Source organism: Streptomyces sp. NPDC002054, from assembly GCF_040296685.1.
In the GTDB taxonomy this organism is placed as follows: Bacteria; Actinomycetota; Actinomycetes; order Streptomycetales; family Streptomycetaceae; genus Streptomyces.
In genome coordinates, this window is record NZ_JBEOXT010000024.1 from 87,903 (window position 1) to 111,465 (window position 23,563).

Below are 23,563 nucleotides of genomic sequence, written 5' to 3' on the forward strand. Positions count from 1 at the left end.
CGACCCGGACGCTTCGCGCTCCGCTCATCCGGTGCCGACCGCACTCATCTGATCATCCGGTGGATGTGCGCATATGTCCAGGGGGCCTCTCACGTGAGCATCGCCACTCGATTCAATCTTCGGTAAAGCACAAGATCGACGCGATAGAGGAGCTGATGGGAACCTACGGACCCGTAGGTAGCATGTCCGCCATGACTGCAGAAGCCCTCGCCAAGCCGATGATGCGCGGCTGGCTGCACGCCGGGATGTTTCCCGCCGTGGTCGTCGCCGGCCTGGTGCTGATGGCGTTCACCGACTCCACCAGTGCGCGGATCGCCTGCGGGGTGTACGTCCTCACCGCATGCCTGCTGTTCGGGGTGAGCGCGATCTACCACCGGGGCACCTGGGGTCCACGCGGCGAGGCCATCCTGCGGCGGCTCGACCACGCCAACATCTTCCTCATAATCGCCGGCACCTATACGCCGCTGACCGTGCTGCTGCTCCCGCCCTCCACCGGGCGCACCCTGCTCTGGGCGGTGTGGCTCGCCGCCGCGGCCGGGATCGCCTTCCGGGTCTTCTGGGTCGGCGCCCCGCGCTGGCTCTACACCCCCTGCTATATCGCCATGGGCTGGGCCGCGGTGTTCTTCCTGCCCGACTTCATGCGGACCGGCGGCATCGCCGTCCTGGTCCTGGTGATCGTCGGCGGGCTGCTCTACAGCGTGGGCGGGGTCATCTACGGAATGAAGCGGCCCGACCCCTCCCCGCGCTTCTTCGGGTTCCACGAGGTCTTCCACTCCCTGACGCTGGTCGCCTTCGTCACCCACTACGTGGGGATCTCGCTGGCCGCGTACTCGCACGCGTAGGGCGCTGAACGACTGCTGCCCGTCCGGCCTGCGCGCCGTGCAGCGCGCAGGCCGGACGGGCCGGGGCTGGGGCTGGATGGTGTGGCGGCCTGTCAGGTTCCGGGCGCGCACTTGAGCGTGAACGTGAATTCGTCCGACGCGTTCATCGCCACGAGTTGGGCGGACACCTTGGGGACCGGATCCGCGGGCGCCGCGCGGGTGGGCGACCGCACGACGAACGAAACGACGGGAGTCTCCGGGGCGGTGAACTTGAGCTCCGGAGCAACCCTCTTGGCGCCGGACTGCCAGATGTAGTCGACATTCCCGGTGTTCGATCCGGTGAGCTTGCCCGTGAAGGTGACGTTCTGCGGCTGAGAGCAGTTGACCTCCGCAGGGGTGGTCGACGCACCTGTGATGTCAGCGCCCGAGATCTTGACCGCCGGGGGCGGGGCGGGCGGCCTGGGGTCCCTGGTGCAGTCGGTCCTCCTCGCGTTTCTGCCCTGACCGACCCACACGGTGTAGTTGCCCTTCTTGACGTCCTCTACCGTCAAGGCGCCTGCCCCACTGACATTGCGGGTCAGCCTCTCCGGGCCATTGATCTTCACCTGCTGCCCCGCCCTGAAGCCGGCCAGCACGAGGTCGAACTCGACGGGATTCGTACCGGCCGCGGTTTTGAGCTGGCAGGTCGCCTGTGGGACCACGCCGGGAGCGGCGGCGGGGGCGGGCGCGGCCTGGGCGGCCATCGTGGATGGTACGGCGACCACGCCGACCAGCAGTGGGGTGAGAAGTGCGTGCCGAACTTGCCGATTCATGCGTTCCCTCCTTGCCGGGAAGGCATTGACGGGATGAACGAACATCGCTTGACGCGAGCCGGTGCCCACGTGCGATTCGGCTGAGCCGCCCCCGTGCCGACCCGGCGGCGCGCCCGGCCCCTCGGGCCATGGACGCGCTTCTTCAGGCTAGCTCCGCGGGCGAGTCGCGGCACGCCGAGCGGACCTGTGCCCCTGGCCGCCGCTAGCCGCAGGCGAACCCGTTGCGGTCCGGATCCAGCCGCAGCGGGTCGCTGCCGTTGACCTTCATCCGCTGCGGATACTTGTGCGCGGCCAGCCAGTCACACCGCGCCTTCGGGGTGTTCTTCACTTCCGCCGGGAAGACCGTCGGCACGCACAGCGTGGCCGTCCCGTAGTGCCGGTCGCAGCCCGCGATCTTGGGGCTGACCGGGGCCGAGTCCCGCTTCGCCGGGTTCTTCTTGGCCGGGCCCAGCTTGTCCGCGAAGGTGTGCTCGTGCGGCGCCGGCTGCTGCTCGCCTGAGAAGGCCGCCAGGGCCGGCGCCCCGCCCAGGTGCACCCACTGCGCGATCGAGGGCACGCCGTTCGCGTCCACCGCGAACAGCATGTACCAGCCGGGCGGTGCCAGGTTCGGGTTGCTGGTCACGTTCAGGTCCACCGTCGTGCCGTTGACCACCGTCAGCGGCAGGTCCACGAACCGCTGGTTCGGGTCCGAGGAGTGGGTGACGGCGGCCGGCCGGATCAGCTCCGCCTTGGCGATGGCCCGGTTGACGGTGATCCGCTGTGTGTCCCCGTACACCCACTGCGTGTCGATCACCGAGGTGATCTGCGGCCGGGGGCCCTTGAACAGATAGGGCGGGGTGTAGATCGACACGTTGTGGTTGTACGTGCCGTTGCCCGGGTTGTCGCCGACCGACATCACCCGGCCGTCGGGCATCAGGAAGGACGCCGAGTGGTACGTCCGCGGCACCGGGTCCGTGGCCAGGCCCGGCTGGTAGGTGTTGGTGGCCGGGTCGAAGAACGAGGCCTCGAACACCGGGTCGGCCCGGTCGTGCAGCGCACCGCCGGTCTCCAGCACCTTGCCGTCCGGCAGCAGCACCGCCGAGACGTACATCTTCCCCTCGGCCCCGGTCTGCGGCCTCTTGCCCGCGCCCTGGTCGACCAGGCCCTGCGGCAGGTCGGGGCCGGCGGTGTAGGCCGGGCTCGGCTTCTTGAGGTCGATGATGTCGGTGAGCCGGTTCGCCGCCGGGTTGGTCTCGTTGTTGCCGCCGCCGATGGTCAGCACCCGCTGGTCCTGGGCCGGGGGCAGCAGCACGCTCGCCGATTCGTCGCGCTGGTCCTTGTTCCGCAGGCCCGGCACGTCGGTGATGGTGTTGGCGTCGTAGTTGTAGACGGAGGCGCCGGTGCCCGGGGTGCCGTTGCCGAAGGTGTGGCTGCCCGAGTAGAAGAGCCGCCCGTCCTGCATCAGGATCATCGACGGGTACAGACCCCAGTACGACCAGGTCTGGTTGACCTCGCCCATCGGCAGCCACTTGTGCTGCGCCGCCGAGAACTTCTCCGCCGTGACATTGCCGGTGGAGTCCTCCTTCAGCCCACCGAAGGAGATCACGTCACCGTTGCCGAGAACGGTCGCCGACGGGTACCAGTGCCCGCCGTTCATGTCGTTGGTCCTGGTGTACTTCTCGGTGGCCGGGTCGAAGACGTAACTGTCCTTCAGCCCCTGGTAGCCGATCGTGCCGTCGGCCGACGGATAGCCCTTGTTGCCGCTCATCACCAGCACCCGGCCGTCGGACAGCTGCACATGGCCGGCGCAGAACATGTCCACCGGGGTCGGGATGGTCTTGAAGGAGCCGTTCGCCGGGTCGTACACGGCCGAGGTGAAGGTGCCCGCGTTGAACTGCGCGATGTCGTTCCCGGAGCCCGCGATCAGCAGCACCTTGCCGTTCTTCAGTACGACGGCGTGCATGGACCGGGTCGGGTTCTTGGCCGGGATCACCTCCCACTTGCCCTTCGCGCACTGCTCCGGGGTCCCGGTGCAGGTGGGCGCGGGCGGGGTGGTCCCCACCTCCTCCATCGCGTAGTCGTCGGTGGTGAGCGTGCCCACCCCGTACACCGACAGCCCCCACGCGATCTTGTCGGTGTTCGGCGGCACCACCGGGGTCCGGACCTCGGTACGCGCCCACCCGGCGCTCACCGGCGGGTTCTGCAGGTCGGTCCAGTACTGCCAGGCCCCGGTGGTGGCCTCCCGCCGGAACACCGTCACCGACACGTCCGGGGTGGTGGACTTGTACCAGGTGGACAGGTCGTACTGCTTGCCCGGTACGGCCGCGGGGGCGCAGGCCGTGTTCTCGGTGACCAGCGCCTTCCGGTCGCCGTCCACCCGGCGGGTCAGGGCCACCCGCATCGCCTTGGTGCCGGAATGGGCGTCGGCGACGGTGGTGAAGGTGAAGTCGTTGTTGCCCCAGCCGGACTTCGACCAGCAGGAGGGCATGTCGGAGCCGGGGGCTCCGGCGGTCTCGAAGCCGGGATTGGTGAGGAGATTGGGCGGACCGGCCGTGGCCTGCTGCGGTGCGGTCAGCAGCAGGCCGCCGGCCATCGCCCCGACGGCGAGCAGGGCGGCGCGGCGCCGTCCTCGCCGCGCCCGTCGGATCGGGATGCGCATGGGTACGTCCTCCCTTGTTTCGTGCGGTGTCTCGTGCGGCTCTGGTGGTCAGCGGGGAGCGCGGCGGTGCTTGGCGCCCTTGCGCGGCAGGTAGACAAGGGCCTCGGTGGCCGCGAACCGCACCACGAAGGTGGTGACCAGCGCGAGGGCGGTGGCCGGCAGCACCGAGAGCCCGAACTGGGCCACGAACAGGGCGATCAGCGGTATCCGCAGCAGCAGGTCGGCGTTGGCGAGGAGGGCGAACCGGCCGACCCGGTCGGCCCAGTGGCGGTGCCGGCGCCGGTCCCGGAACAGCAGGGTCTCGATGAGGACGAAGTTCCACAGCACCCCGGCCTGGTTGGCGACGATCTCGGCCGGCAGGTAGTGCATGCCCGCCCCGGTGAGCATCCACAGCGCGAACAGGTTCGGCACGAAGCCGGACAGCCCGATCAGGCCGAAGCCGATCATCCGGGCCAGCGGGGTGGCCGTGCGCAGCGAGGCCAGGTGGGCCAGGAAGCGCATGCCCTCCCTGGCGGTGGACTTGGACTCCCCCGCGAACCGCTCCTGGAAGACGAACGGCACCTCGGCGACCTTCGCCGGGCGGCACCGGACCGCCAGCTCCAGCAGGATCTTGTAGCCGAGGGGCTTGAGGGCCTCGGCGGTGACCACCGAGCGGCGCATCGCGAAGAACCCGCTCATGGGGTCGCTGATGCCGCGCAGGGCGCGCGGGAACAGGCCCTTGGTGAGCCAGGTCGCGCCCCGGGAGACGGCGATGCGGTAGTTCCCGGCCAGCCCGGCCCGGCTGCCGCCGCTGATGTAGCGGGAGGCGACGACGAGTTCGGCGCCGGTGCGCTCGCCCTCGCCGACCAGCTCGGGCACCAGGTGCGGCGGGTGCTGGAGGTCGGCGTCCATCACCACGATCCAGTCGCCGGCCGCCCGCTTCACCCCTTCGACCACGGCACCGCCGAGGCCGCCGACGGCCTGTTCGCGGTGGAGGACATCCACCGGGAAGGCGCAGTCCCGGGCCGCCTTCTCGATCACCTCGGGGGTGTCGTCGGTGGAGTCGTCGACGAACAGGACCTCGACGGGCAGATGGGCCGGGAGGGACTCGCCCAGCCGGCTGAGCAGTTCGCGGATGTTCCCGGACTCGTTGAAGGTCGGGATGATCAGGGTGACGCTGCCGGGCGCGGGGGTTTCGGCGGACTCGGCCGCCGGGTCTCCGAGCGCATGGGTCCACAGGTCTTCGCTCATCGCCGGCTCCCGCTCGCGGTCTCGGGGACGGACTCGGGGACAGTCGCGGGGACGGTCTCGGCGACGGACTCGGGGACGGTCCGGCGGATCTCGATGCGGTCCTCGCCGGTGCCGAAGACGGCGACCGGGACCGAGTGCTCCAGTGCGGCCTTCACGGTGGGCAGGTCGCGCGCGTCGCGGCGCACGGTCGGCGAGGAGACGACATAGTCCACGTCCCGCCAGCCGCCCGGCAGGGTCCGGGTGACGGCCGGGTCGAGGTCGGCCTTGTAGAACCAGATCGCGCCGTCGCCCGGCTCGAACCCGGCGTGGACGGCGTCCAGCCACAGCGCGTCGTCGAGCAGCACCCGGGTGCCCCGCGGGTCCGCCACCTCGGTGCCGAGCCAGGCGGCGGCCTGCCGGTAGGGGCCGTTGGCGTCCGCGGTGAGGGCGGTGCGGTTGCCCTCGTACCAGCGCGGTACGACGTACCCGGCGGCGGCCGTGGCGAGGACCGCGACCAGCGCCCAACGGGCCCACACCGGCGGGCGGTTGCTCCGGTGCAGCACGGCGTGGGTGATGCTGGCCGCGCCCCCGGCGAGGACCAGGGCCAGGAAGGGCAGGGCCTGGATCACGTACATGGCGGGCAGGTAGCCGGAGGGGCGCATCGCGACCAGCGCCAGGATCACGGCGGCGAGGGCCGGCCCGGCGAGCGCGCGGGCGGTGACCGACCACCGGAAGGTGACCAGCAGGAGGACCGCGCCGGCCAGCCCGCCCAGCGGCAGCACGGTGTCGTAGTACAGCCAGGACTGGAAGACGCCGTGCGATCCGGAACCGGAGTCGAGGATGAAACCGGAGCCCTCGCGGCCCATCTGGTAGGTGATCCCGCCGATCAGCGAGACGTGCCCCTTGCCGGGGAACAGCTCGCCGTTGAGCAGCGCGTACAGCGGATAGGTCAGGCCGATCAGCGTGCAGGCGGTGATGGCGCCGGTGACGGCGAACTTGCGGGTGTCCCGGTGGCTGTGCCGCCACATGGTCACCAGCAGCGCCGGCAGCACCACCAGCATCGTCTCCTTGGTGAGCACGGCAGTGGCCGCCGCCAGCCCGGAGCCGAAGTGGTGCCACAGGTGCCGGCTGGGCGAGGCGGCCAGGCAGAACGCCAGCAGCATCCACATCACCGCGAGGTTGTCCAGGAAGATCTCGCGCTGGAGGACCACGGAGAGCGGGGACAGCCCGAACAGGCCCATCGCCAGCCCGGCCGCCCAGCGCGGCAGCCACAGCCGGCGGGCCAGCACGTACAGCAGGACCGCACTGGCGGCCGACACGGCGAGCATCGCGAACCGCATCGAGGCGACGGTCATCGACTCGGGGACGAAGAGGGAGGGCAGCCAGGTGAGGCCGGCGATCTGGATCCAGCCGAGCGGCGGATGGTCGTACCAGTAGGTGTAGTGGGCCAGCCCCTCGCCCTGCTGGACCGCCCAGGCCTGCGCGAGGTAGGTGCCCTCGTCGTCGGACAGGGCCGGGAAGGCGGTGATGTTCCAGCCCTGGACCAGCAGGATCACCAGCAGCAGGACCCCGCAGAGCAGCAGATCGGGGCGGGAGGAGCGGAAGCGTACGAGCGGCCGGACGGGCACGGCCGGGCGGGGCCGGGGTGCCGGCGCCGGATCGGCGGGGCGGACCGGATCGACGACGGCGACGGCAGCGACGGCGGACTGGGGATCAGTGGCCGTGGGCAGGGTGGCGGTCACTGGTGGCTGTCCTCTCGGGCAGAGGTCGTGGCGGTGGCGAGGTGCGCACCGACATGGCTGGTGAGCTCCCACTCGTTGCGTCCGCGCTGCTCCCGCCAGACCGCGCGGATCGCGGCGCCGGCCAGCATGACCTGGTAGAACGGGCCGCCGACGACGAGTTTGAGGTAGTGCACGAAGCGCACGCGCAGGCCGTACTGGCGGCCGAAGTCGTGCAGTCCGACGATCTCGAAGACGAAGGTCACCATCGCTGCGATCAGGGGCAGGAAGGTGATGATCGCGATCCCGACGGGTACGTCGAGGAAGACCGCGACGGCGAAATTCAGCGGGATGATCACCCCGGAGGCGGCTTGCATGAACGGGGTCATCAGGGTGTAGCGGGCCAGCCAGCGCTGGCCGCGGCCGGGCAGCTGCTGCCAGTCCTTCTTGCGGTAGACCTGGAGGAAGCCCTGGTTCCAGCGGGTGCGCTGCTTGAGCAGGCTGACCAGGGAGCCCGGGGTCTCCTCGCGGGTCACCATGTCGGAGTCGTAGGCGACGACCACCTTCTTGCCGACAGAGGACAGCCGCACCCCGAGGTCGCAGTCCTCGGCCAGGCAGTTCTGGTCCCAGCCGCCGGCCTCGCGCAGCACCTCGGTGCGGACGAAGACGGTGTTGCCGCCGAGCGGGATGAACCCCTTCTGTGCGTGCAGGTGCAGCCGGGAACGGAACCAGAAGAAGTACTCCAGGCAGTTGCGCAGGCTGTACCAGCTGGAGTGGAAGTTGATGAGCTGGACCCCGCCCTGGACGACGTCGGCGCCGGTGGAGCGGAAGGCGTGGTCGACATGGGCGAGGAGCTCGGGGTGGACCTGGTCCTCAGCGTCGAAGACCCCGACGATGTCGCCCCGGCAGTGCGGGAGCGCGGTGTTGAGGGCCTTGGGCTTGTTCTTCGACTCGTGGTGGTCGGTGACCACCCGGACCCTTTCGGGTGCGCGGGCGGCGGCGCGTTCGGCCACCGCCGCGGTCTCGGGGTCATCGTGGCCGACGATCACGATGATCTCGTAGTCGGCGTGGCTCGATTCGAGCAGCCGGTCGATGGTGTGCTCCAGCACGGCCTGTTCGTGGCGGGCCGGCAGGAGCAGTGAGAACGCGAGCCGTCCGCCGCCGTCGGGCCGGTCGAAACGGGTCGCGGCGAGCGTCTCGGGCGTGCGCCACGCATGCATCTGCCACCAGAGCGTGAACGCGGCCATCCAGAAGAGCGCCAGCGAAATGGCAGCAATAAACACAGACGCGTACAAATGGTCCCCCCACAGGCATGCCGTGGCCATGCCGCGGCCCCGCAAGGCCGCAAGGCCGCGAGACCGCAACGACGTCTGAACCCCCCGGAGGAAAGCCTGTCGGCCTGGCGGCCTGACGGGCGGGCCCCCCGGCCCGCCGCTACCCCTCCACCGTCCCCCAGCAGCGCACCCCCCAGTGCGCGATCCCGAGATCCCGAATCGGATCTCCCGAAGACTAGAGATTAGGCAGAGAACGTGAAAGTCAGACGGTCCTCAGATAAAAACCACGTTTCCGAACTCAGGGGGAATCAAGCGGAATTGACGCTACTCCGGGAGCTTCAGGGACGAAGCACACCCAACTGCCCCGCCAGTTCGATCGGATCCGTCGTAGGCCGCGCGCAGACGAAATGTCGACACACATACGCCGTGGGAAGGTCGCGAACGAGTGTGCGCTCAGCCAGAAGAGGGAACTCCCCGTCCCCCGCCCCCGCACCCTGAGGCAGGCCCACCGCCACCACAGCCCCAGGAGCCGTCCCCAGCAACGCCGTCCGGTGCAACGCGGCCGTCGCCGGATCGTCCGGATGACCCACCACCGCCACCTCCCGCGGCCCGTCCAGCAACGCCTCCGCGACCGCCAGCCCGTGCCCCATGAAGCGCGGGACGCGCGGACCCAGCGCATGCACCACCCCGAGCGCCCGCTCGGCCGCCGTGCGATGCGCCTCCGAGCCGGTGTGCGCCGCGTACGACAGCAACGCGCCCGCCGCGGCCGTCCAACCGGACGGGGCCGCATTGTCGGTCGGGTCCTGCGGTCGTCGGATCAACTGCTCCGCATCGTGCGCCGTGTCGTACAGCGTGCCGTCCTCGGCGACGAACCGGTCGAGCACCAGATCGACCAGGAACCCGGCGAACTCCAGCCAGACCCCCTCACCGGTGACCCCCGCCAGGGTGAGGAACCCCTCGGCGACATCGCCGTAGTCCTCCAACACCCCGGCATTGCCGCCGACCTTGCCGTCCTTGCTCGTCCGGTACAGCCGGGCGCGGCCGGCCGTGGCGTCGAAGTGCACCCGCACCAGCAGATCCGCGGCCTCGGTGGCCCGCTCGACGAGGTCCGGCCGCTCGAAGTAGGCCCCGCACTCGGCGAGCGCGGCGATCGCCAGCCCGTTCCAGGCCGCCACCACCTTGTCGTCCCGCCCGGGCGCCGGCCGCCCGGCCCGCGCCGCCAGCAGCCGCGCCCTGATCCCCTCGATCCGCTCCCCGTCGGCCGCCGGCCCGTCCTGCGGCAGCTGCAGCACCGACGTCCCGTGCTCGAAGGTCCCCTCCTCGGTCACCCCGAAGTACCCGACGGCCAGCTCCCCGTCGGCCTCCCCCAGTACCTCGCGCAGCTCCGCGGCACTCCAGGCGTAGTACGCGCCCTCCACATGCCGGCCGGTGCCGTCGTCACTGTCGGCATCGAGCGCGGAGGCAAACCCGCCCTGCTCGGTCCGCAGCTCCCGCACCATGAAGTCGGCGGTCTCCAACGCAACCCGCCGGGCCAGCTCGGAGCCGGTGGCCCGCCAGAGGTGCGCGTACGCCCGGCAGAGCAGCGCATTGTCATAGAGCATCTTCTCGAAGTGCGGGACCACCCACTCCCGGTCCACCGAGTACCGCGCGAACCCGCCGCCGAGCTGGTCGTAGATCCCGCCCCGGGCCATCGCCTCACAGGTGTCCGCGGCCATCTGCAGCGCGCCCTCGGCCCCGGTCCGGGCGTGGTGCCGCAGCAGGAACTCGATCACCATGGACGGCGGAAACTTCGGCGCCCCGCCGAACCCGCCGTGCGTGGGGTCGTACTCCCGGGTCAGCCCGAGCAGCGCCTGCGCCATCTCCTTGGGCCCCGGCACCCCGGCCCGCCCGTAGTCCAACTGCCGCCCGGCCAGATCCTGCACGATCTTCCGCGCCACCTCGGCCACCTCCTCGGGCCGCCCGACCCAGGCGGTCCGCACCCCTTCGAGGACCTGCATGAAGGAGGGCATCCCGTGCCGGGGCTCCGGGGGGAAGTAGGTCCCGAAGTAGAAGGGCTCGGCATCGGCGGTGAGGAACACCGTCATGGGCCACCCGCCCTGGCCGGTGGCGGCCTGCACGGCCTCCATGTAGACGGCATCGACGTCGGGGCGTTCTTCGCGGTCGACCTTGATGTTGACGAAGTGCTCGTTCATATAGGCGGCGGTCAGCTCGTCCTCGAAGGACTCGTGCGCCATGACATGGCACCAGTGGCACGCGGAGTAGCCGACCGATAGCAGAACGGGCACATTACGCTGCCGCGCTTCCTCGAACGCCTCCGCCGACCAGGGCCACCAGTCGACCGGATTGTCAGCGTGCTGAAGCAAATAAGGCGAGGTCACACCAGCCAACCGGTTCATACGGCCCAGCCTCTCACAGCGCCTGGCGCAACCGACGAAACCCTCGCGAGCCCGCCTCGCTTGGCCGAATTGCACGTGTGAGCCATCGCGTGGCGGGCGGCCACTTCCCCTCAGAGTCGGCGTCGAACTTTTCCCGGCGTTCCTCCGAGTCGGGCGGGCCGACACCTCGGAACAGTAGGCTGGGCCCAGCAGCGCTGGACCTGCCGAGGCTCCTCAAAGGAGGTACACCATGACCGCCGAGATGGTGGCGCCCGCGTGGATGCATACGCAGATCAGCGCGGAACAGTACGACTCCTGGTCCGAGGAGCAGTGCGCCGGCATCGAGATCGTGGACGGAATGGTCGTCGTGAGCCCGAGCGCCTCCAAACGGCACAACCGGCTGGCCCGAATCCTGGCCAATGCCCTGGACGCCGCCGCGGGCCCGGACTGGAACGCCGACACGGACTTCGACGTCCGCCTGCAGGACGTTCCGCTCACCAACCGCCGTCCGGACGTCATCGTCTACCGGGCGGAGACCATCGACCTCGCACCTACCCGCCCCGAGCACGTACTCCTGGTCGTCGAGGTCGTGTCGCCCGGTTCGGAAACCACGGACCGGATCGTGAAGGTGGACCAGTACGCCAAGGCCGGCATCCCCTTCTACTGGCGGGTCGAGCAGGCCGCCACTGGTGTCCCCATCATCTACACCTACGTCCTCGATCCCGCCACCAAGGCTTACAGGGACGGCGAGATGTTCACCGGCGCGATCAAGGCTGCCGCGCCCTTCTCCGTCACTGTCGACCTGGGAGCCGTCTGACAGCGCTGGAAGATCATTCCGTCATGGCTGAGCACACGGGAAAGCGGAAATTCCGGGAGCACCTGGAGGCTCTTTTCGCCGCGACCGGCTCCCCTAAGCCAGCCGCCATCTGCTCTGCGAGCAGGGATCGCCTTGGGCGAACTTCCCTGTCCGTGCAACGCATCAGCGACTGGCGAAGCGGAAAGCACATACCGACGAATAAGCTCTTTCGAGAGTTTCTCCGTGCAGTCGACACCTTGGCTCGGCAGCGAAATATCGCCCTCCCTTCCGCACTCGCCGACCCGGCAGTTTGGGATCGCCTACTGCGCTCGGCGAGAGCCAAGACTCCCACTCCGGCACAGGAAGAATCGCGTCACATCACGGTAGGCGCAATCCGGATCCCGATCCTCCCGGTGGCTGACGCCCAGCCGCTGGAACTGGGCGTTCACCGAACGAGTCGCCTCGAGGGTGCTCCTCCACTACCGACCTATGTGCCACGGGACGCGGACAGCGCGGTCTCGGCTCAACTGGTTGAAGCCAGGGAGAACGGTGGCCTCGTCCTATTGGTCGGCGAGTCCACGGCCGGAAAATCACGGTGCGCCTTCGAGGCTGTACGACGCGAACTGTCCGATCACTGGATCATTGCACCACCTGCGGCAAGCGACCTGAGCCCCGTGCTATCGCATATATCGTTACCGAGGCCCGCCCGTCGGAAGTGGGTGCTCTGGCTGGACGACCTCGACCACTTCCTCCTCCCTGGCGGCCTCGATCAAGGCATGTTGTCCGCGCTCCTGGAGCAACGGGTTGTGGTCATGGCCACCATACGTTCCGAGGCATACGGCAATTACAGTGAGCGCGCATTGAGAGGCACGGAAGCTGGCGCGGCGTCTGCGCGCCGCCTGGGATCCCGGGTCCTGAACCTCATCGATCCCCTCATACTGGACCGACAGTGGTCCAAGGCGGAAATGAGCAGACTCCGCGCGCACCTTGCGAACCCGAATCCTGATATGCGTCTCGCTGACGCAGCCCGCCATCACGGCGTTCACGGCATCGCGGAATACCTCGCAGCCGGGCCTAAATTACTCGAAGAGTTCCTAACAGCCAGACGTCAGCCGAAAGGCCACCCCCGTGGGGCAGCCCTGGTTCAGGCAGCTATCGACCTTGCGCGAGCAGGTATCTCCACTCCTCTGCCCACCGAGACCCTGCTGGCGCTGTCTACGTATTATCTCTCTGCCGGGGAAGCCTCGCGTCTCCGAGCCGAGAGCTCCGAGCAGGCTCTGATGTGGGCGACCGAGATCCAGTTCGGTGTAGCGGGAATGCTGGTTGCCACAGATACCGCAGAAGCCTGGCGGCCATTCGACTACCTCGTGGATGCCACTGCCAGCGCCGTCGAAGCGGCGGACATCCCTGACGAGGTATGGGAGGCGGCAGTCACGCACGCGAACGGCGGTAGCGAACTGCTGCCTGTCGGACGGTCTGCCTTCCGCTTCGGCCGCCTGGTGCTCGCAGAGCGCTGCTTCTCTCCACTGGCGGCCAGAGGTGACCATATCGCTATGCACGACCTTGGGTTCGTACAGCGCGAACGACGTCCGAAACACACCTGGTCCTCGTGGTACCGGGCGGTATGTGAGACAGGAACTCCATTGCAGGCCCGAGTTCTTGGCGTCCTGCACGAGATTGAAGGACGATGGGACGAAGCAGCGGCCTGCTACGAGAGGGCCGCAGCCCAGGAGGATGCTCTTGCCATGCGACTCCGAGGTGTGATCGCCCAACGGCGCGGGCAAAACGACGAAGCCCATGAGTGGTATGTCCGCGCTGCAGAGGGCGGAGATGCGGTATCGATCGCATCCTTCAATGAACCGGGAATCTACAGGCCCGAAGAGGGCCACGAGCTAGGTTCGGAAACCTGGGACCCAGACATCGAATGGGATGAGCAGGGCGAAGAACCCTGGCAGATGACGCCGCGCACATCGCGCATGCTCAGCTGCAACCTGGAGATCCTCGCCGATATGGCTCACGACGAGTTGGATGAACTGGGTGACCAGCCGATCTCCCCGAAAGGCTTTGGGATCTTCTTCGCATGCTTGCCGGCGTCCACATGGAGCCAGTCACGATCTTGGCGGCGCAGGGTACTAAGAGCCCTGGACGATCTCAACGAAGACATCGCTCTCGGACGTTCCCCTGAACCACGCTGCACGGCAGAGGAACTGGCACTCCACTTTGCCTTGCAGAGCGCTTCGGCAATGACATGTGATGAACCGGATCTGGTGGCTGAGTTCACCCGAGGGCTGCCCGAGCAGCGGGGCGACTACGACTGGCCCATCTGTTCGGATCTGCTCTTTCAGGACCATGATGTCCTCTTCCTCTACGACCCGGCGATGCAAGGCTTGGAACACCCCGACGACCCGCTCAACCGACGCATGGGCATCGGAGACCTGCGGCCCGAAGGGTGGTTCGAGGAGTTCGGGAACATGCCGCCTCGCGATCCGACCCGAGGGTTCGTGCATTGACACGACCCTGGTAGCGCGCATCCGGACCGGAACTCCGGACGCTACCTGTCTGACCAGGCACTTTGAGTGCCCTGGTGCAATGAGCGCCTCGGAGTTCCGGTACCGCGCATCCTTGTATGAGTGTCAGCGCACCAGTCGGTGCCCTGACACTCCGAAAGGGCTCTCATCGTGACCGTGGCACTGCTGTCTACCGTGATCTGCGCCGGTGTACTCACCCTCCAGCGCGCCATCTACCCGCTGGTCCTTCTGGTCGGCTTCTTGTCAGCGCTGCGCGGCCTGAGCAACCCCGGGCGGGTCTCGGCCTTCCGTGTCTTTGCCCAAGCCGTCGCGGACGTGAGCAACCAGCCCACGCGGCCGCTACACCAGCGCCGTTGATGTCCACGGGAAGGCGGCAACTCGCTGGAACCTCCAAGGAGACCCGCCAGAGGTCAGGCGAGGTCACTCTGCTCGACCGGTCGACGCCACCACTCCGTGGATTGGAAGCACCCCATGAGCCAGTGTGCTTCCGCACTGTCGAGGATGACACTGCCGATCACCGGGATGGGATCGAAGCGGAGCATCCGCTCCTGAACGCGCACGGGTTCCCAGTCAAGATCATGATGAAGCAAGACTGCGAATGGTTCCCCACGCCGCTGCCAGAAGATCATGGGTTCGCCGCACTCGTTCTCGAAGGGTTTGACGATGTCGTTCGGAGCGAACTCGACGTCTGCCATGTCCGCCCACCGGCCAAGCCCTTGACGTTCCCAAACCAGGGAGTTCCGCATGCTCTGCACGAAAGTCCCGATGCTGGCGTCGTCCAGCACGGACTCCCGTGAGACAACAACAGACTTCAAGGTCTTGCGCAGCGCTTCGGCTCGTCGGAGCTGACGGGTCGCATTGGCCCAGAAGAGGCCGCCCCGCTCAGGATCATGGACTACGCAGAGCACCGGAAGGCTACCGTCGCGCCAATTGCCCCCGTGATCCCCGACTCGGACGCGATGTCCCCTCCTGGTACGCGTCGAGACCCCACCCTTGACCTGCACGGCCACGGAGTCCGCTGTTCGCTGGTCGTTCTGCACGAAGGTGACGTGCAAATCCTCGCCGTGGTCGTTACCGCCGTCGACCTCCTGCACGATGTGCCCATGCCGCTCCAGCAGTGCACGCACCTCATTCACTGCCATACGCCCAACGCGCCGACTTTCAGGCACCTTCGGCATCCCGCCCCCTCTTGGTCTACGGGGCCAAGACTAGAACAGCCATCAAGGTACAAACACCGCGCTCGCGGACCGGGATGGCGGGCGCCGCGGGGGCGGTCGTAGGCGGCGAGGTCGGCCACCCCGCAGGGCGGGTAGTGCGTCAGGCGCTGGCAGGTGGATGCCCCGATCGCCTACGGGTTCAACTCCCTCTGAACTAGCTCAGATTCTCTCGCGCTCTCGCGGGACGGGCAGGACACTGGGGAGCTCTACCGGAGCGCTCGGAGGGGGATGCTGATGCGGGACAGCCATCGGAGCGAGGCGGAGCGGGTGCTGGTGCGGGCCGTCGATGAGGAGGTCCGGCGGGCCGGTGCGGCGGGGCCGGTGATCGACCGGGAGGCGTTGCTGGCGCGGGCCAGGGAGGCCTTGGATGCGCTGGCGGCGAGTGCCGCGGTGGAGTACGAGGCGTACGTACGGGCGCTGGACGCGGCGGCGGACGGGGAGCAGTCGCTCGGGGATGCGTTCCGTCGGGGCAATGCGTCGACGGCCGTGCTGGTGACCGCGGTTGCCGCGGTGGTGGCCTTCGGTGCGGATCTGGCGCTCGGGGTGGAGGCTGGGACCTCGCTGGGTGCGGGTGCGCTGGTCGGGGCGGCCGGCGCGGTGGCGACGGTCGCGAAGGTGACGGCGACCCACCTGCCGGCCGCGCACCGCCGGGCCGGGGCACTGGGCCAGCCGGGCGGGCCGGAGCAGTTGAAGCTGCAGTGGCTGTCGGCGCTGGAGGTGCGGGGGATCCGGCCGTTCCTGGAGCAGCAGCGGAAGGTGGCGGCGGCGTCCCGGGTGTCGCGCGGGGTGAAGCCGGCCGCGTCGCCTCAGTTGCGGGGGGTGGATCGCAGTGCGGAGGCCCGTCGGCGGAGCGTGCTGGAGCAGAGCTTCGGGCAACTGCCGGAGCTGTCGGGCGGGTTCACGGGCCGACGGTCGGAGATCACCCGGATCGCGCAGTGGGTGCAGGCGGCGCGGGCCAGTACGGAGACCCGGCCGGTCGTGGTGCTGCTGCACGGGGAGCCGGGGGTGGGCCGGACGGCGCTGGCGGTTCGGGTGGCGCACCACCTGAGGGACCAGTACCGGGGTGCGTGCGTGGTGGACCTGCGGGGCGGGCGGCCGGGCGGGGAGTCTCCGCTGCCGACCCGGGAGGCGCTGCTGCATCTGCTGAACCGGCTGGGGGCGCCGCGGGAGCAGTTGCTGTTCCGGGAGCGGTCCTCGCCGGATCAACAGCTGCGGCGGCTGGGCGAGTTGTACCACCAGCAGGTACAGGGGCTGGCGGTGGCGATCGTGCTGGACGATGCGGTGGACGGGGAGCAGGTGCGGGCGCTGCTGCCGGCGCGTTCGGATTCGCTGGTGCTGGTGACCTGCCGGGAGCCGCTGGAGCTGCCGGCGGACCTGCCGGCCTGGGTGCACCGGCTGGAGGTGGCGCGGCTGGGGGCGGCGGAGGCGGCGGAGCTGGTCAGATCGGCCATGCGTGGGGCGCCTGCGGCGCCGGGGACGGAAGGGGTGGCGGCCGGGGCTCCGGAGGCGGTCGTCGCGGAGGCGGCCGGCGGGCTGCCGCTCGCGCTGCGCATGCTGGGGCCGCTGCTGGCCCGGCGGGACGCCGGCGACCTGGCGGAGGCGATGCGTGCCGGGCCGGCGGCGGAGCCCCCGGCCGCGGCAGGGGCCAAGGCCGCGCAGCAGGCCGGGGCCGGAGGCGGGGCAGGGCCCGGGGCCGGGGTCGGGACCGGAGCCGCGCAGCAGGCCGCAGCCGGAGCCCGGGCCGGAGCCGGGACCGGGGCCGCGCAGCAGGCCGGAGCCCGGGCCGGGGAGCAGGCCGGGGCAGGGCCCGGGACCGGAGCCGGGGCCGCGCGGCGGGCCGGGGCCGGGCCGGCTGAGCGGGCGTTGGGGATTGCGGATGGGGAGCTCGGTGAGCAGGCCGGCCGGCTGCTGCTGCGCCTGCCGCTGGCCGGGCGGGCTTCGCTGGGTGCTGCAGCCGCCGCCGCGCTGCTGGACGTACCGGAACCGGCGGCCCGGCAGGCGCTGGAGGAGTTGTGGCGGGCGGGGCTGATCGACCGGGTGCGCGGCGACCGGTTCCGGATGCACGACGTGGTGCGCTCGTACGCGGCCACCAGACAGCTGCAGGCCACCGACCGGGAGGCCCTGAACGCGGCGCACGAGCGGCTGATCCGGAACTACGCGCAGCTCGCCGACGCAGTGATCCGGATGGTCGACGGGAAGACCTCGACCCGGGCGGACCAGTTCGACGGCCACGGGTTCGGTTCGCCGGCCGCGGCGCTGCGCTGGCTGGACGACGAGTCGAGCTTCATCACGGCCGCGCTGCGGCACACCGAGGGCGTGGACCAGCGGGCGGTACTGGATCTGCTCGGGGCCCTGTGCGACTACTGCCTGCTGCGCGGGGACCTGTACCGGCTGGGCGAGATCAACGAGCTGACCCAGGCGGTGGAGGCCGGCCAGGGGCTGCTGGTGCGGTCGGTGCAGTGGCGTACGGGCATTGCGGCGCGGCAGCTGGGTGAGCTGGACAAGGCGCGGACCACGCTGACGGAGGTGGTGGACCGGTTCCGCGAGGCCAACCAGCAGGCGGGCGCGGCACGGGCGCTGGTGTCGCTGGGGATCACCCTGCACCACCAGGGGCACCTGCCGGAGGCGGGCGCGAAGATCCGCGAGGCGATCGCGATGCAGGCGGCGGAGGAGCTGGCGGGCGACCGGGCGTGGGCGATGCACGCGCTGGCGGCGGTGGAGCGGGACCTGGCGCATCTGGCGGAGGCGCTGTCGCTGCTGGAGGAGTCCCTGGCGCTGCACCGGGAGAGCGAGAGCGTGCACGGGGAGGCGTGGGCGCACTTCCAGCGCGGCCAGGTGTACCTGCGGATGGACGACGTGCCGGCGGCCGAGTCGGAGTTCCGGCTGGCGCTGGATCTGTACGGGCGGACGCGCGATGCCCGCGGTGAGGCGTGGGCGCTGACCCAGCTGGGGCGGGCCCGGCTGGTCGGCGGGGATCCGTCGGAGGCGGCGGACCGGCTGCGGGAGGCGCAGGTGCGGCACCGCGAGGCGGAGGACGCGCGGGGCGAGGCGTGGTCGCTGTACTACCTGGGGCAGGCGCTGGAGGAGCGGGGCGAGCGGGACCCGGCGGTGCGGGAGCTGGAGCGGGCGCGGGCGATGTTCTCGCGGATGCGGGATGTGTACGGGCTGGCGTGCGCCCGGCACCATTCGGGCCGGGTGACCCGCGACCAGCGCGCGGCGCAGACCGGCAATCTGCGGAACTCGGGGTTCGCGCGGCAGCTGCTGGTGGACGCGAAGGCGGACTTCCGCCGGATCGGGCTGGCACACGGGGAGGCGTGGACCTCCCTGGAGCTGGCGGTGGTGGACGCCGGCAATGCGCGGATCCCGCAGGCGCTGGCGCTGTGCGAGGAGGCGGCCCGGCTGTTCGCCTCGTACGGGGACCGGCGGGGCGAGGACTGGGCGCGATTCCTGCGGTGCACCCTGCTGCCGTACGCGGCGGAGGCGGAGGCGGCCGGCCGGGAGCTGGCCGAGCTCACCGCCGCGCCGCATCCGCTGCGGGATCCGCGCCTGGAGGACTGCGCGGAGGCGTACGCGCTGATCCTGGCGCGGGGGGTGGACCCGGCGGAGGGCTGGCAGGCGTGGCGCCTGCAGATGATTCCGAACCGGCACTCGCGGGAGATCATGGGGGTGCCAGTACCAACGCCTTCGGGCTGACCCACGCGAGCCGGCTGCGCCTTCCGGGCCCCGCCGGCCCCGGCCCCGGGCTCCGGGCCACCGGCGCGGGCTCCGGGCCGCGAGCCCGGGCCTCCGGGCTCCGGGCCGGCACGGGGTCCGGGCTCCCGAACCGCGGGTTCCGGGCCGTAGGCCGCGGGTTTCCGGGCCACGGGCCGTAGTCCATGGGCTTCCGGGCCACCGGCCGCAGGCCATGGGGTTCCGGGGTCACCGGCCGCGGGATGCGGGGTTTTGGGCCACCGGCTCCGGGCCGCGAGCCCGAGCCTCCAGGCTCCGGCGGACACGGGGTCCGGGCTTCCGAGCCGCGGGTTCCGGACCGTAGGTCGCGGCTTCCGGGCCACGGGCCGTAGTCCATGGGCTTCCGCGCCACCGGCCGCAGGCCATGGGCTTCCGGGCCACCGGCTGCGGGCTCCGGGCTCGAGTTCCGGGGTCAGGCGGTCACGGGCCGTAGGCCATGGCGGTGGTTATGGGGTCCAGGTGTGTTCTCGGACCGGGCCTAGGTCGGTGCGGGTGCGGCGAGCGGTGAGGCATTCTTCGTAGCCGGCCGCTCCCTGGATGCGGATGCCGAAGTAGTTCATCGGGTCGAGGAAGACCCGGGCGGGGCCGAAGGTGAACTCGGCGCAGCGGAAGGCGCCGGGGAGGCGGTCGGACACCTCGTCCAGGGCGTAGCGGACCCGGGTCAGAGGGAGGGCGTGGCCGTCCGTGCCGAGGTGGTCCGTGCCGCAGGAGCCGACGGCGAACTCGTCGCCCTCGAGGTCGGCCAGTTGTGGCGGCCAGCTGGGCTCCGCCACCCGGCACAGGGTGAGCTGCCCTTCGTCGGGCACGTCGGCCACCCGGACGTACCCGTCGTCGGCTTCGTCCGGGGCGAAGTAGACCGCGTGCGGCATGGGCTGGAACCAGGGCAGCGGCCGGTCGCGGTCGATGAAGCCCGGGAGCAGGATGTCCCGCACCCGGAGCCCGCGCAGCGGTGCGAAGACCGTGTCCGGGTCGAAGGTGCTTGGTATTCCGCTGGTACCGGTGGTTCCGCTGGTTCCGGTGGTTCCGCTGCTTCGGCTCACCGGCCGATCATGCACGCGCGGCGGCCCGCCGGCCCACCCGTTTTCGGGGCGGGCCGGGAGCCGGCGCTAGGACTTGTCTGGCGTGGCGGCGGCCGGGGCCGACGCCGTCGCCGGGGTCTCGTCGAAGTCGACGCGGCCCATGTGCCGGTTCATCGACTTCATCAGGGCCCAGACACCGACGGCGAGTGCCGCGAACACGAGGAAACCGAGGACGCCCGGCGTCACCTTGTTCTTGTCGAAGGTGTCGGCGGCCAGCGGAAGGAAGTGGGTCACAGCTGCCTGCGTAGCGCTCATGGCTACGCATTCTCCCGGATGCCCGCGAAGAGGTCGTCCTCGGGGAGGGAAGTGTCGACGAGCGACTTCGCCAGCTCGTACTCCTCCGTCGGCCAGACCTCCTTCTGGATGTCCATCGGGACGCGGAACCAGCCCCCGTCGGGGTCGATCTGTGTAGCGTGCGCGATCAGCGCCTTGTCGCGGATCTCGAAGAAGTCCGCGCACGGCACGTGCGTGGTCAGGGTCCGCTCCTTGCGCTCGAATTCCTTCCAGCGCTCCAGCCACTCCCCGTAGGGGGACTCCATGCCGCGGTCCAGCAGCGCGTTGTGCAGCGCGATGGTGCGCGGCTTGTTGAAGCCCTGGTTGTAGTAGAGCTTCTGCGGCTGGTACGGCGCCCCGAACTCGGCCTCCGGGTACTTCTCGGTGTCCGCCGCGCCGTCGAAGGCCACCATCGTGATCTTGTGGGTCATGATGTGGTCGGGGTGCGGGTAGCCGCCGTTCTCGTCGTACGTGGTGACGACCTGCGGCCGGAAGGCGCGGATCTTCCGCACCAGACGGCCGGCGGCCTCGTCCACGTCCTCCAGGGCGAAGCAGCCGTCGGGCAGCGGCGGCAGCGGGTCGCCCTCCGGCAGGCCGGAGTCGACGTAGCCGAGCCATTCCTGCTCGACGCCGAGGATCTCGCGGGCCTCGTCCATCTCCTTGCGGCGCACCTCGTGGATGTTCTCCTCGATGTACTTGTCGCCCTGGAGCTTGGGGTTGAGGATCGAGCCGCGCTCACCACCGGTGCAGGTGACGACCATGACCGGCACCCCCTCGGACACGTACTTGGCCATGGTGGCCGCACCCTTGCTCGACTCGTCGTCGGGGTGGGCATGGACGGCCATCAGTCGAAGCTGCTCGGTCAAGACAGGATCCTCTGTGATTCGGCACGACAGGCGACTTCTATAGTGACCGAATCGGGGGACGGAAAATTCCGGGGCCCCGGAGGAGAGGATTGATCATGAGCTCGGTGCGAGAAGGCCTGCCCGAGGGCCGGTACGGCCGTTCCGCGGACGCGAGTGCGGACCGCAAGCTCAAGATCGTCGGATCCGTGCTGGGTGTGGCCCTGCTGGGCGTGGTCGGCTGGATCGGCTGGGACTACGTGGCCGGGCAGAGCGTCAGCGCCGAGGTGATCAAGTACGAGGTGGTGTCGGACTCCGAGGTGCAGGTCCACCTGGAGATCCGCAAGGAGGCCGGGGTCGCCGGCGTCTGCACCCTGAGCTCCCAGGACGAGGAGCACGCCGAGGTCGGCCGCGCCGACTTCACCTTCGACCGGCCGGAGAAGCGGCTCGACGAGATGGTCTCCCTGAAGACCACGAAGCGGGCGACGATGATCGAGCTCGTCGGCTGCCAGCCGGCCGGCTCGGCCCGCTAGCCCCCGCCGAGGCCCCGCCCCGGCCCGGTGACCCGGACCCCGCGACCCGGCCCTGCCCGCCGACGCGCACACCCGTTCGGAGCAGTGCGCGCATCGCAGAAACCGCGCGGAATCCGTGCGGCGACCGGCAATGACACACTTCATACACACCGTGTCCTCCCCCTTTTCTTCCCGAATTGTTAGGCTCGTGGTTTCGCCCGCACTGCCCCATCGCGTGCGCGGCCATGAAGTCCCCTGTACCGACGAGGAGCACCTGTGACCCAGACGAGCGAGAGCGTCACCTGGCTGACCCAGGAGGCGTACGACCAGCTCAAGGCCGAGCTGGAATACCTGTCTGGTCCCGCACGTACGGAGATCGCCACCAAGATCGCGGCTGCCCGCGAGGAGGGTGACCTCCGGGAGAACGGCGGTTACCACGCGGCCAAGGAAGAGCAGGGCAAGCAGGAACTGCGCGTCCGCCAGCTCACCCAGCTCCTGGAGAACGCCAAGGTCGGCACGGCGCCCGCGTCCGACGGGGTCGTCGCGCCCGGCACGGTCGTGACCATCGCCTTCGACGGCGACCCGGACGACACGATGGAGTTCCTGCTGGCCTCGCGCGAGTACGCGTCCTCGAACTTCGAGACGTACTCGCCGCAGTCCCCGCTGGGCTCCGGTGTCATGGGCAAGAAGACCGGCGAGGACGCCGAGTACGAGCTGCCGAACGGCAAGACGGCCTCGGTCCGGATCCTCGACGTCAAGCCCTTCACCGGCTGATCACCCCCTCCTTCCGCGCACCACGGAACGCAAGGAACGCAAGCACCGCAAGGGCCCCCACCGCTGCCGGTGGGGGCCTTCGCATGTGCCGGGCCGCCCTCAGGCGGTGGCCGAGCGGTACTTGCGGACCGCCAGGGTCCGGAAGAACACGATGATCAGTACGGACCAGAGGATCGACGCGAGCACCGGGTGCTGCATCGGCCAGGCCTGCGGCGCCTCGTACCCCGGCGGCAGGTTGCCGAACAGCTCACGGGCCGCCTGGACGGTCGCGCTGAAGGGGTTCCACTCCGCGATGTGCCGCAGGAAGGTCGGCATGTTGTCGGAGGGGACGAACGCGATCGAGATGAACGTCAGCGGGAAGAGCCAGATCAGGCCGCCCGAGGTGGCCGCCTCCGGGGTGCGGACCGACAGGCCGATCAACGCCCCGATCCAGGAGAACGCGTACCCGAGGAGCAGCAGCAGGGCGAAGCCGGCCAGCACCTCGGGGAGGCTCTCGTGGGTGCGCCAGCCGACGAGCAGCGCGACGACCGCCAGCACCACCAGGGTGAGGGTGGTCTGTACGAGGTCCGCCAGGGTGCGCCCGGTGAGGACCGCGCCGCGGGCCATGGGCAGCGACCGGAAGCGGTCGATCAGGCCCTTGTGCATGTCGTCGGCGATGCCCGCGCCCGCTCCGGCCGTGGCGAAGGTGACCGTCTGGGCGAAGATGCCCGCCATCAGGAATTCCCGGTAGGCCTGGGGCGAGGTGTTGCCGCCGACGCTGATCGAACCGCCGAAGACGTAGCTGAAGAGCACGACGAACATCACCGGCTGGATCACGCCGAAGATGATCATTTCGGGGATGCGGGACATCCGGATGAGGTTGCGCTGGGCGATGACCAGCGAGTCGCTGACGGACTGGACCACCCCGCCGCGCGGGCGGGGCGCAAACGGCGCGGCGGTGGCGTTGCCGGCGGTGTCCTTGGTGAT

At 69.9% G+C, this 23,563-nt stretch carries 18 protein-coding genes; 7 read left to right on the top strand and 11 right to left on the bottom strand.

The window, feature by feature from the left end:
• Positions 1–182: 182 nt before the first annotated feature.
• The gene (gene trhA / locus ABT123_RS22360; protein WP_351317421.1) at positions 183–842 is read left to right on the top strand and encodes a PAQR family membrane homeostasis protein TrhA; all 660 of its coding nucleotides are present in this window, start codon (positions 183–185) and stop codon (positions 840–842) included.
• A 92-nt stretch (positions 843–934) separates the two neighbouring features.
• Here trhA and ABT123_RS22365 read toward each other — a convergent pair whose 3' ends face one another.
• The 6 genes from ABT123_RS22365 to ABT123_RS22390 form a co-directional block, all read right to left on the bottom strand.
• Positions 935–1,633 carry a hypothetical protein gene (locus tag ABT123_RS22365; RefSeq protein WP_351317424.1) on the bottom strand — a complete coding sequence of 233 codons (699 nt, stop codon included), beginning with the start codon at positions 1,631–1,633 and terminating at the stop codon, positions 935–937.
• A 202-nt stretch (positions 1,634–1,835) separates the two neighbouring features.
• Positions 1,836–4,205 (bottom strand): galactose oxidase early set domain-containing protein, encoded by a 2,370-nt coding sequence (locus ABT123_RS22370; protein ID WP_502971020.1) that lies wholly within the window; start codon positions 4,203–4,205, stop codon positions 1,836–1,838.
• A gap of 114 nt (positions 4,206–4,319) precedes the next feature.
• Positions 4,320–5,501, bottom strand: coding sequence for a glycosyltransferase (locus ABT123_RS22375; protein WP_351317430.1), 1,182 nt, complete (start codon positions 5,499–5,501; stop codon positions 4,320–4,322).
• The gene (locus ABT123_RS22380) at positions 5,498–7,222 is read right to left on the bottom strand and encodes an ArnT family glycosyltransferase (RefSeq protein ID WP_502971017.1); all 1,725 of its coding nucleotides are present in this window, start codon (positions 7,220–7,222) and stop codon (positions 5,498–5,500) included. The genes ABT123_RS22375 and ABT123_RS22380 overlap by 4 nt, the downstream gene beginning before the upstream one ends.
• Positions 7,219–8,493 carry a glycosyltransferase gene (locus ABT123_RS22385; RefSeq protein ID WP_502971018.1) on the bottom strand — a complete coding sequence of 425 codons (1,275 nt, stop codon included), beginning with the start codon at positions 8,491–8,493 and terminating at the stop codon, positions 7,219–7,221. The genes ABT123_RS22380 and ABT123_RS22385 overlap by 4 nt, the downstream gene beginning before the upstream one ends.
• Before the next feature lie 317 nt (positions 8,494–8,810).
• Positions 8,811–10,868: a thioredoxin domain-containing protein gene (locus tag ABT123_RS22390; RefSeq protein WP_351317436.1), complete on the bottom strand. Its 2,058-nt coding sequence runs from the start codon at positions 10,866–10,868 to the stop codon at positions 8,811–8,813.
• A 229-nt stretch (positions 10,869–11,097) separates the two neighbouring features.
• On the opposite strand from ABT123_RS22390, the gene ABT123_RS22395 reads away from it, so the two are divergent.
• The 3 genes from ABT123_RS22395 (at position 11,098) to ABT123_RS22405 (ending at position 14,528) form a co-directional block, all read left to right on the top strand.
• Complete coding sequence (locus ABT123_RS22395) at positions 11,098–11,664, top strand: Uma2 family endonuclease (protein WP_351317439.1); 567 nt, start codon at positions 11,098–11,100, stop codon at positions 11,662–11,664.
• A 23-nt stretch (positions 11,665–11,687) separates the two neighbouring features.
• Positions 11,688–14,153 (top strand): hypothetical protein, encoded by a 2,466-nt coding sequence (locus ABT123_RS22400; protein WP_351317442.1) that lies wholly within the window; start codon positions 11,688–11,690, stop codon positions 14,151–14,153.
• A 168-nt stretch (positions 14,154–14,321) separates the two neighbouring features.
• Positions 14,322–14,528 carry a hypothetical protein gene (locus tag ABT123_RS22405; RefSeq protein WP_351317445.1) on the top strand — a complete coding sequence of 69 codons (207 nt, stop codon included), beginning with the start codon at positions 14,322–14,324 and terminating at the stop codon, positions 14,526–14,528.
• Positions 14,529–14,581: 53 nt separating this feature from the next.
• On the opposite strand, the gene ABT123_RS22410 is transcribed toward ABT123_RS22405, so the two are convergent.
• The gene (locus ABT123_RS22410) at positions 14,582–15,313 is read right to left on the bottom strand and encodes a DUF4365 domain-containing protein (RefSeq protein ID WP_351317447.1); all 732 of its coding nucleotides are present in this window, start codon (positions 15,311–15,313) and stop codon (positions 14,582–14,584) included.
• Positions 15,314–15,622: 309 nt separating this feature from the next.
• Between ABT123_RS22410 and ABT123_RS22415 the strand changes: the two genes are divergently transcribed.
• Positions 15,623–19,081, top strand: coding sequence for a tetratricopeptide repeat protein (locus ABT123_RS22415; RefSeq protein WP_351317449.1), 3,459 nt, complete (start codon positions 15,623–15,625; stop codon positions 19,079–19,081).
• Positions 19,082–19,563: 482 nt separating this feature from the next.
• On the opposite strand, the gene ABT123_RS22420 is transcribed toward ABT123_RS22415, so the two are convergent.
• The 3 genes from ABT123_RS22420 to mca form a co-directional block, all read right to left on the bottom strand.
• Entirely contained in the window at positions 19,564–20,157 is a 594-nt protein-coding gene (locus ABT123_RS22420; RefSeq protein WP_351317452.1) for a hypothetical protein, read from the bottom strand.
• A 66-nt stretch (positions 20,158–20,223) separates the two neighbouring features.
• Positions 20,224–20,451 (bottom strand): hypothetical protein, encoded by a 228-nt coding sequence (locus ABT123_RS22425; protein ID WP_351317455.1) that lies wholly within the window; start codon positions 20,449–20,451, stop codon positions 20,224–20,226.
• Positions 20,452–20,453: 2 nt separating this feature from the next.
• On the bottom strand, positions 20,454–21,335 hold the full coding sequence (mca, locus tag ABT123_RS22430) for a mycothiol conjugate amidase Mca (RefSeq protein ID WP_351317458.1): 882 nt from the start codon (positions 21,333–21,335) through the stop codon (positions 20,454–20,456).
• Between the two features lie 95 nt (positions 21,336–21,430).
• Here mca and ABT123_RS22435 point away from each other — a divergent pair, with 95 nt between their 5' ends.
• Positions 21,431–21,844: a DUF4307 domain-containing protein gene (locus tag ABT123_RS22435; RefSeq protein ID WP_351317461.1), complete on the top strand. Its 414-nt coding sequence runs from the start codon at positions 21,431–21,433 to the stop codon at positions 21,842–21,844.
• A 255-nt stretch (positions 21,845–22,099) separates the two neighbouring features.
• Positions 22,100–22,597 (top strand): transcription elongation factor GreA, encoded by a 498-nt coding sequence (gene greA, locus ABT123_RS22440; protein WP_351317464.1) that lies wholly within the window; start codon positions 22,100–22,102, stop codon positions 22,595–22,597.
• A gap of 99 nt (positions 22,598–22,696) precedes the next feature.
• Here greA and ABT123_RS22445 read toward each other — a convergent pair whose 3' ends face one another.
• Positions 22,697–23,563: an ABC transporter permease gene (locus ABT123_RS22445; protein ID WP_351317553.1), complete on the bottom strand. Its 867-nt coding sequence runs from the start codon at positions 23,561–23,563 to the stop codon at positions 22,697–22,699.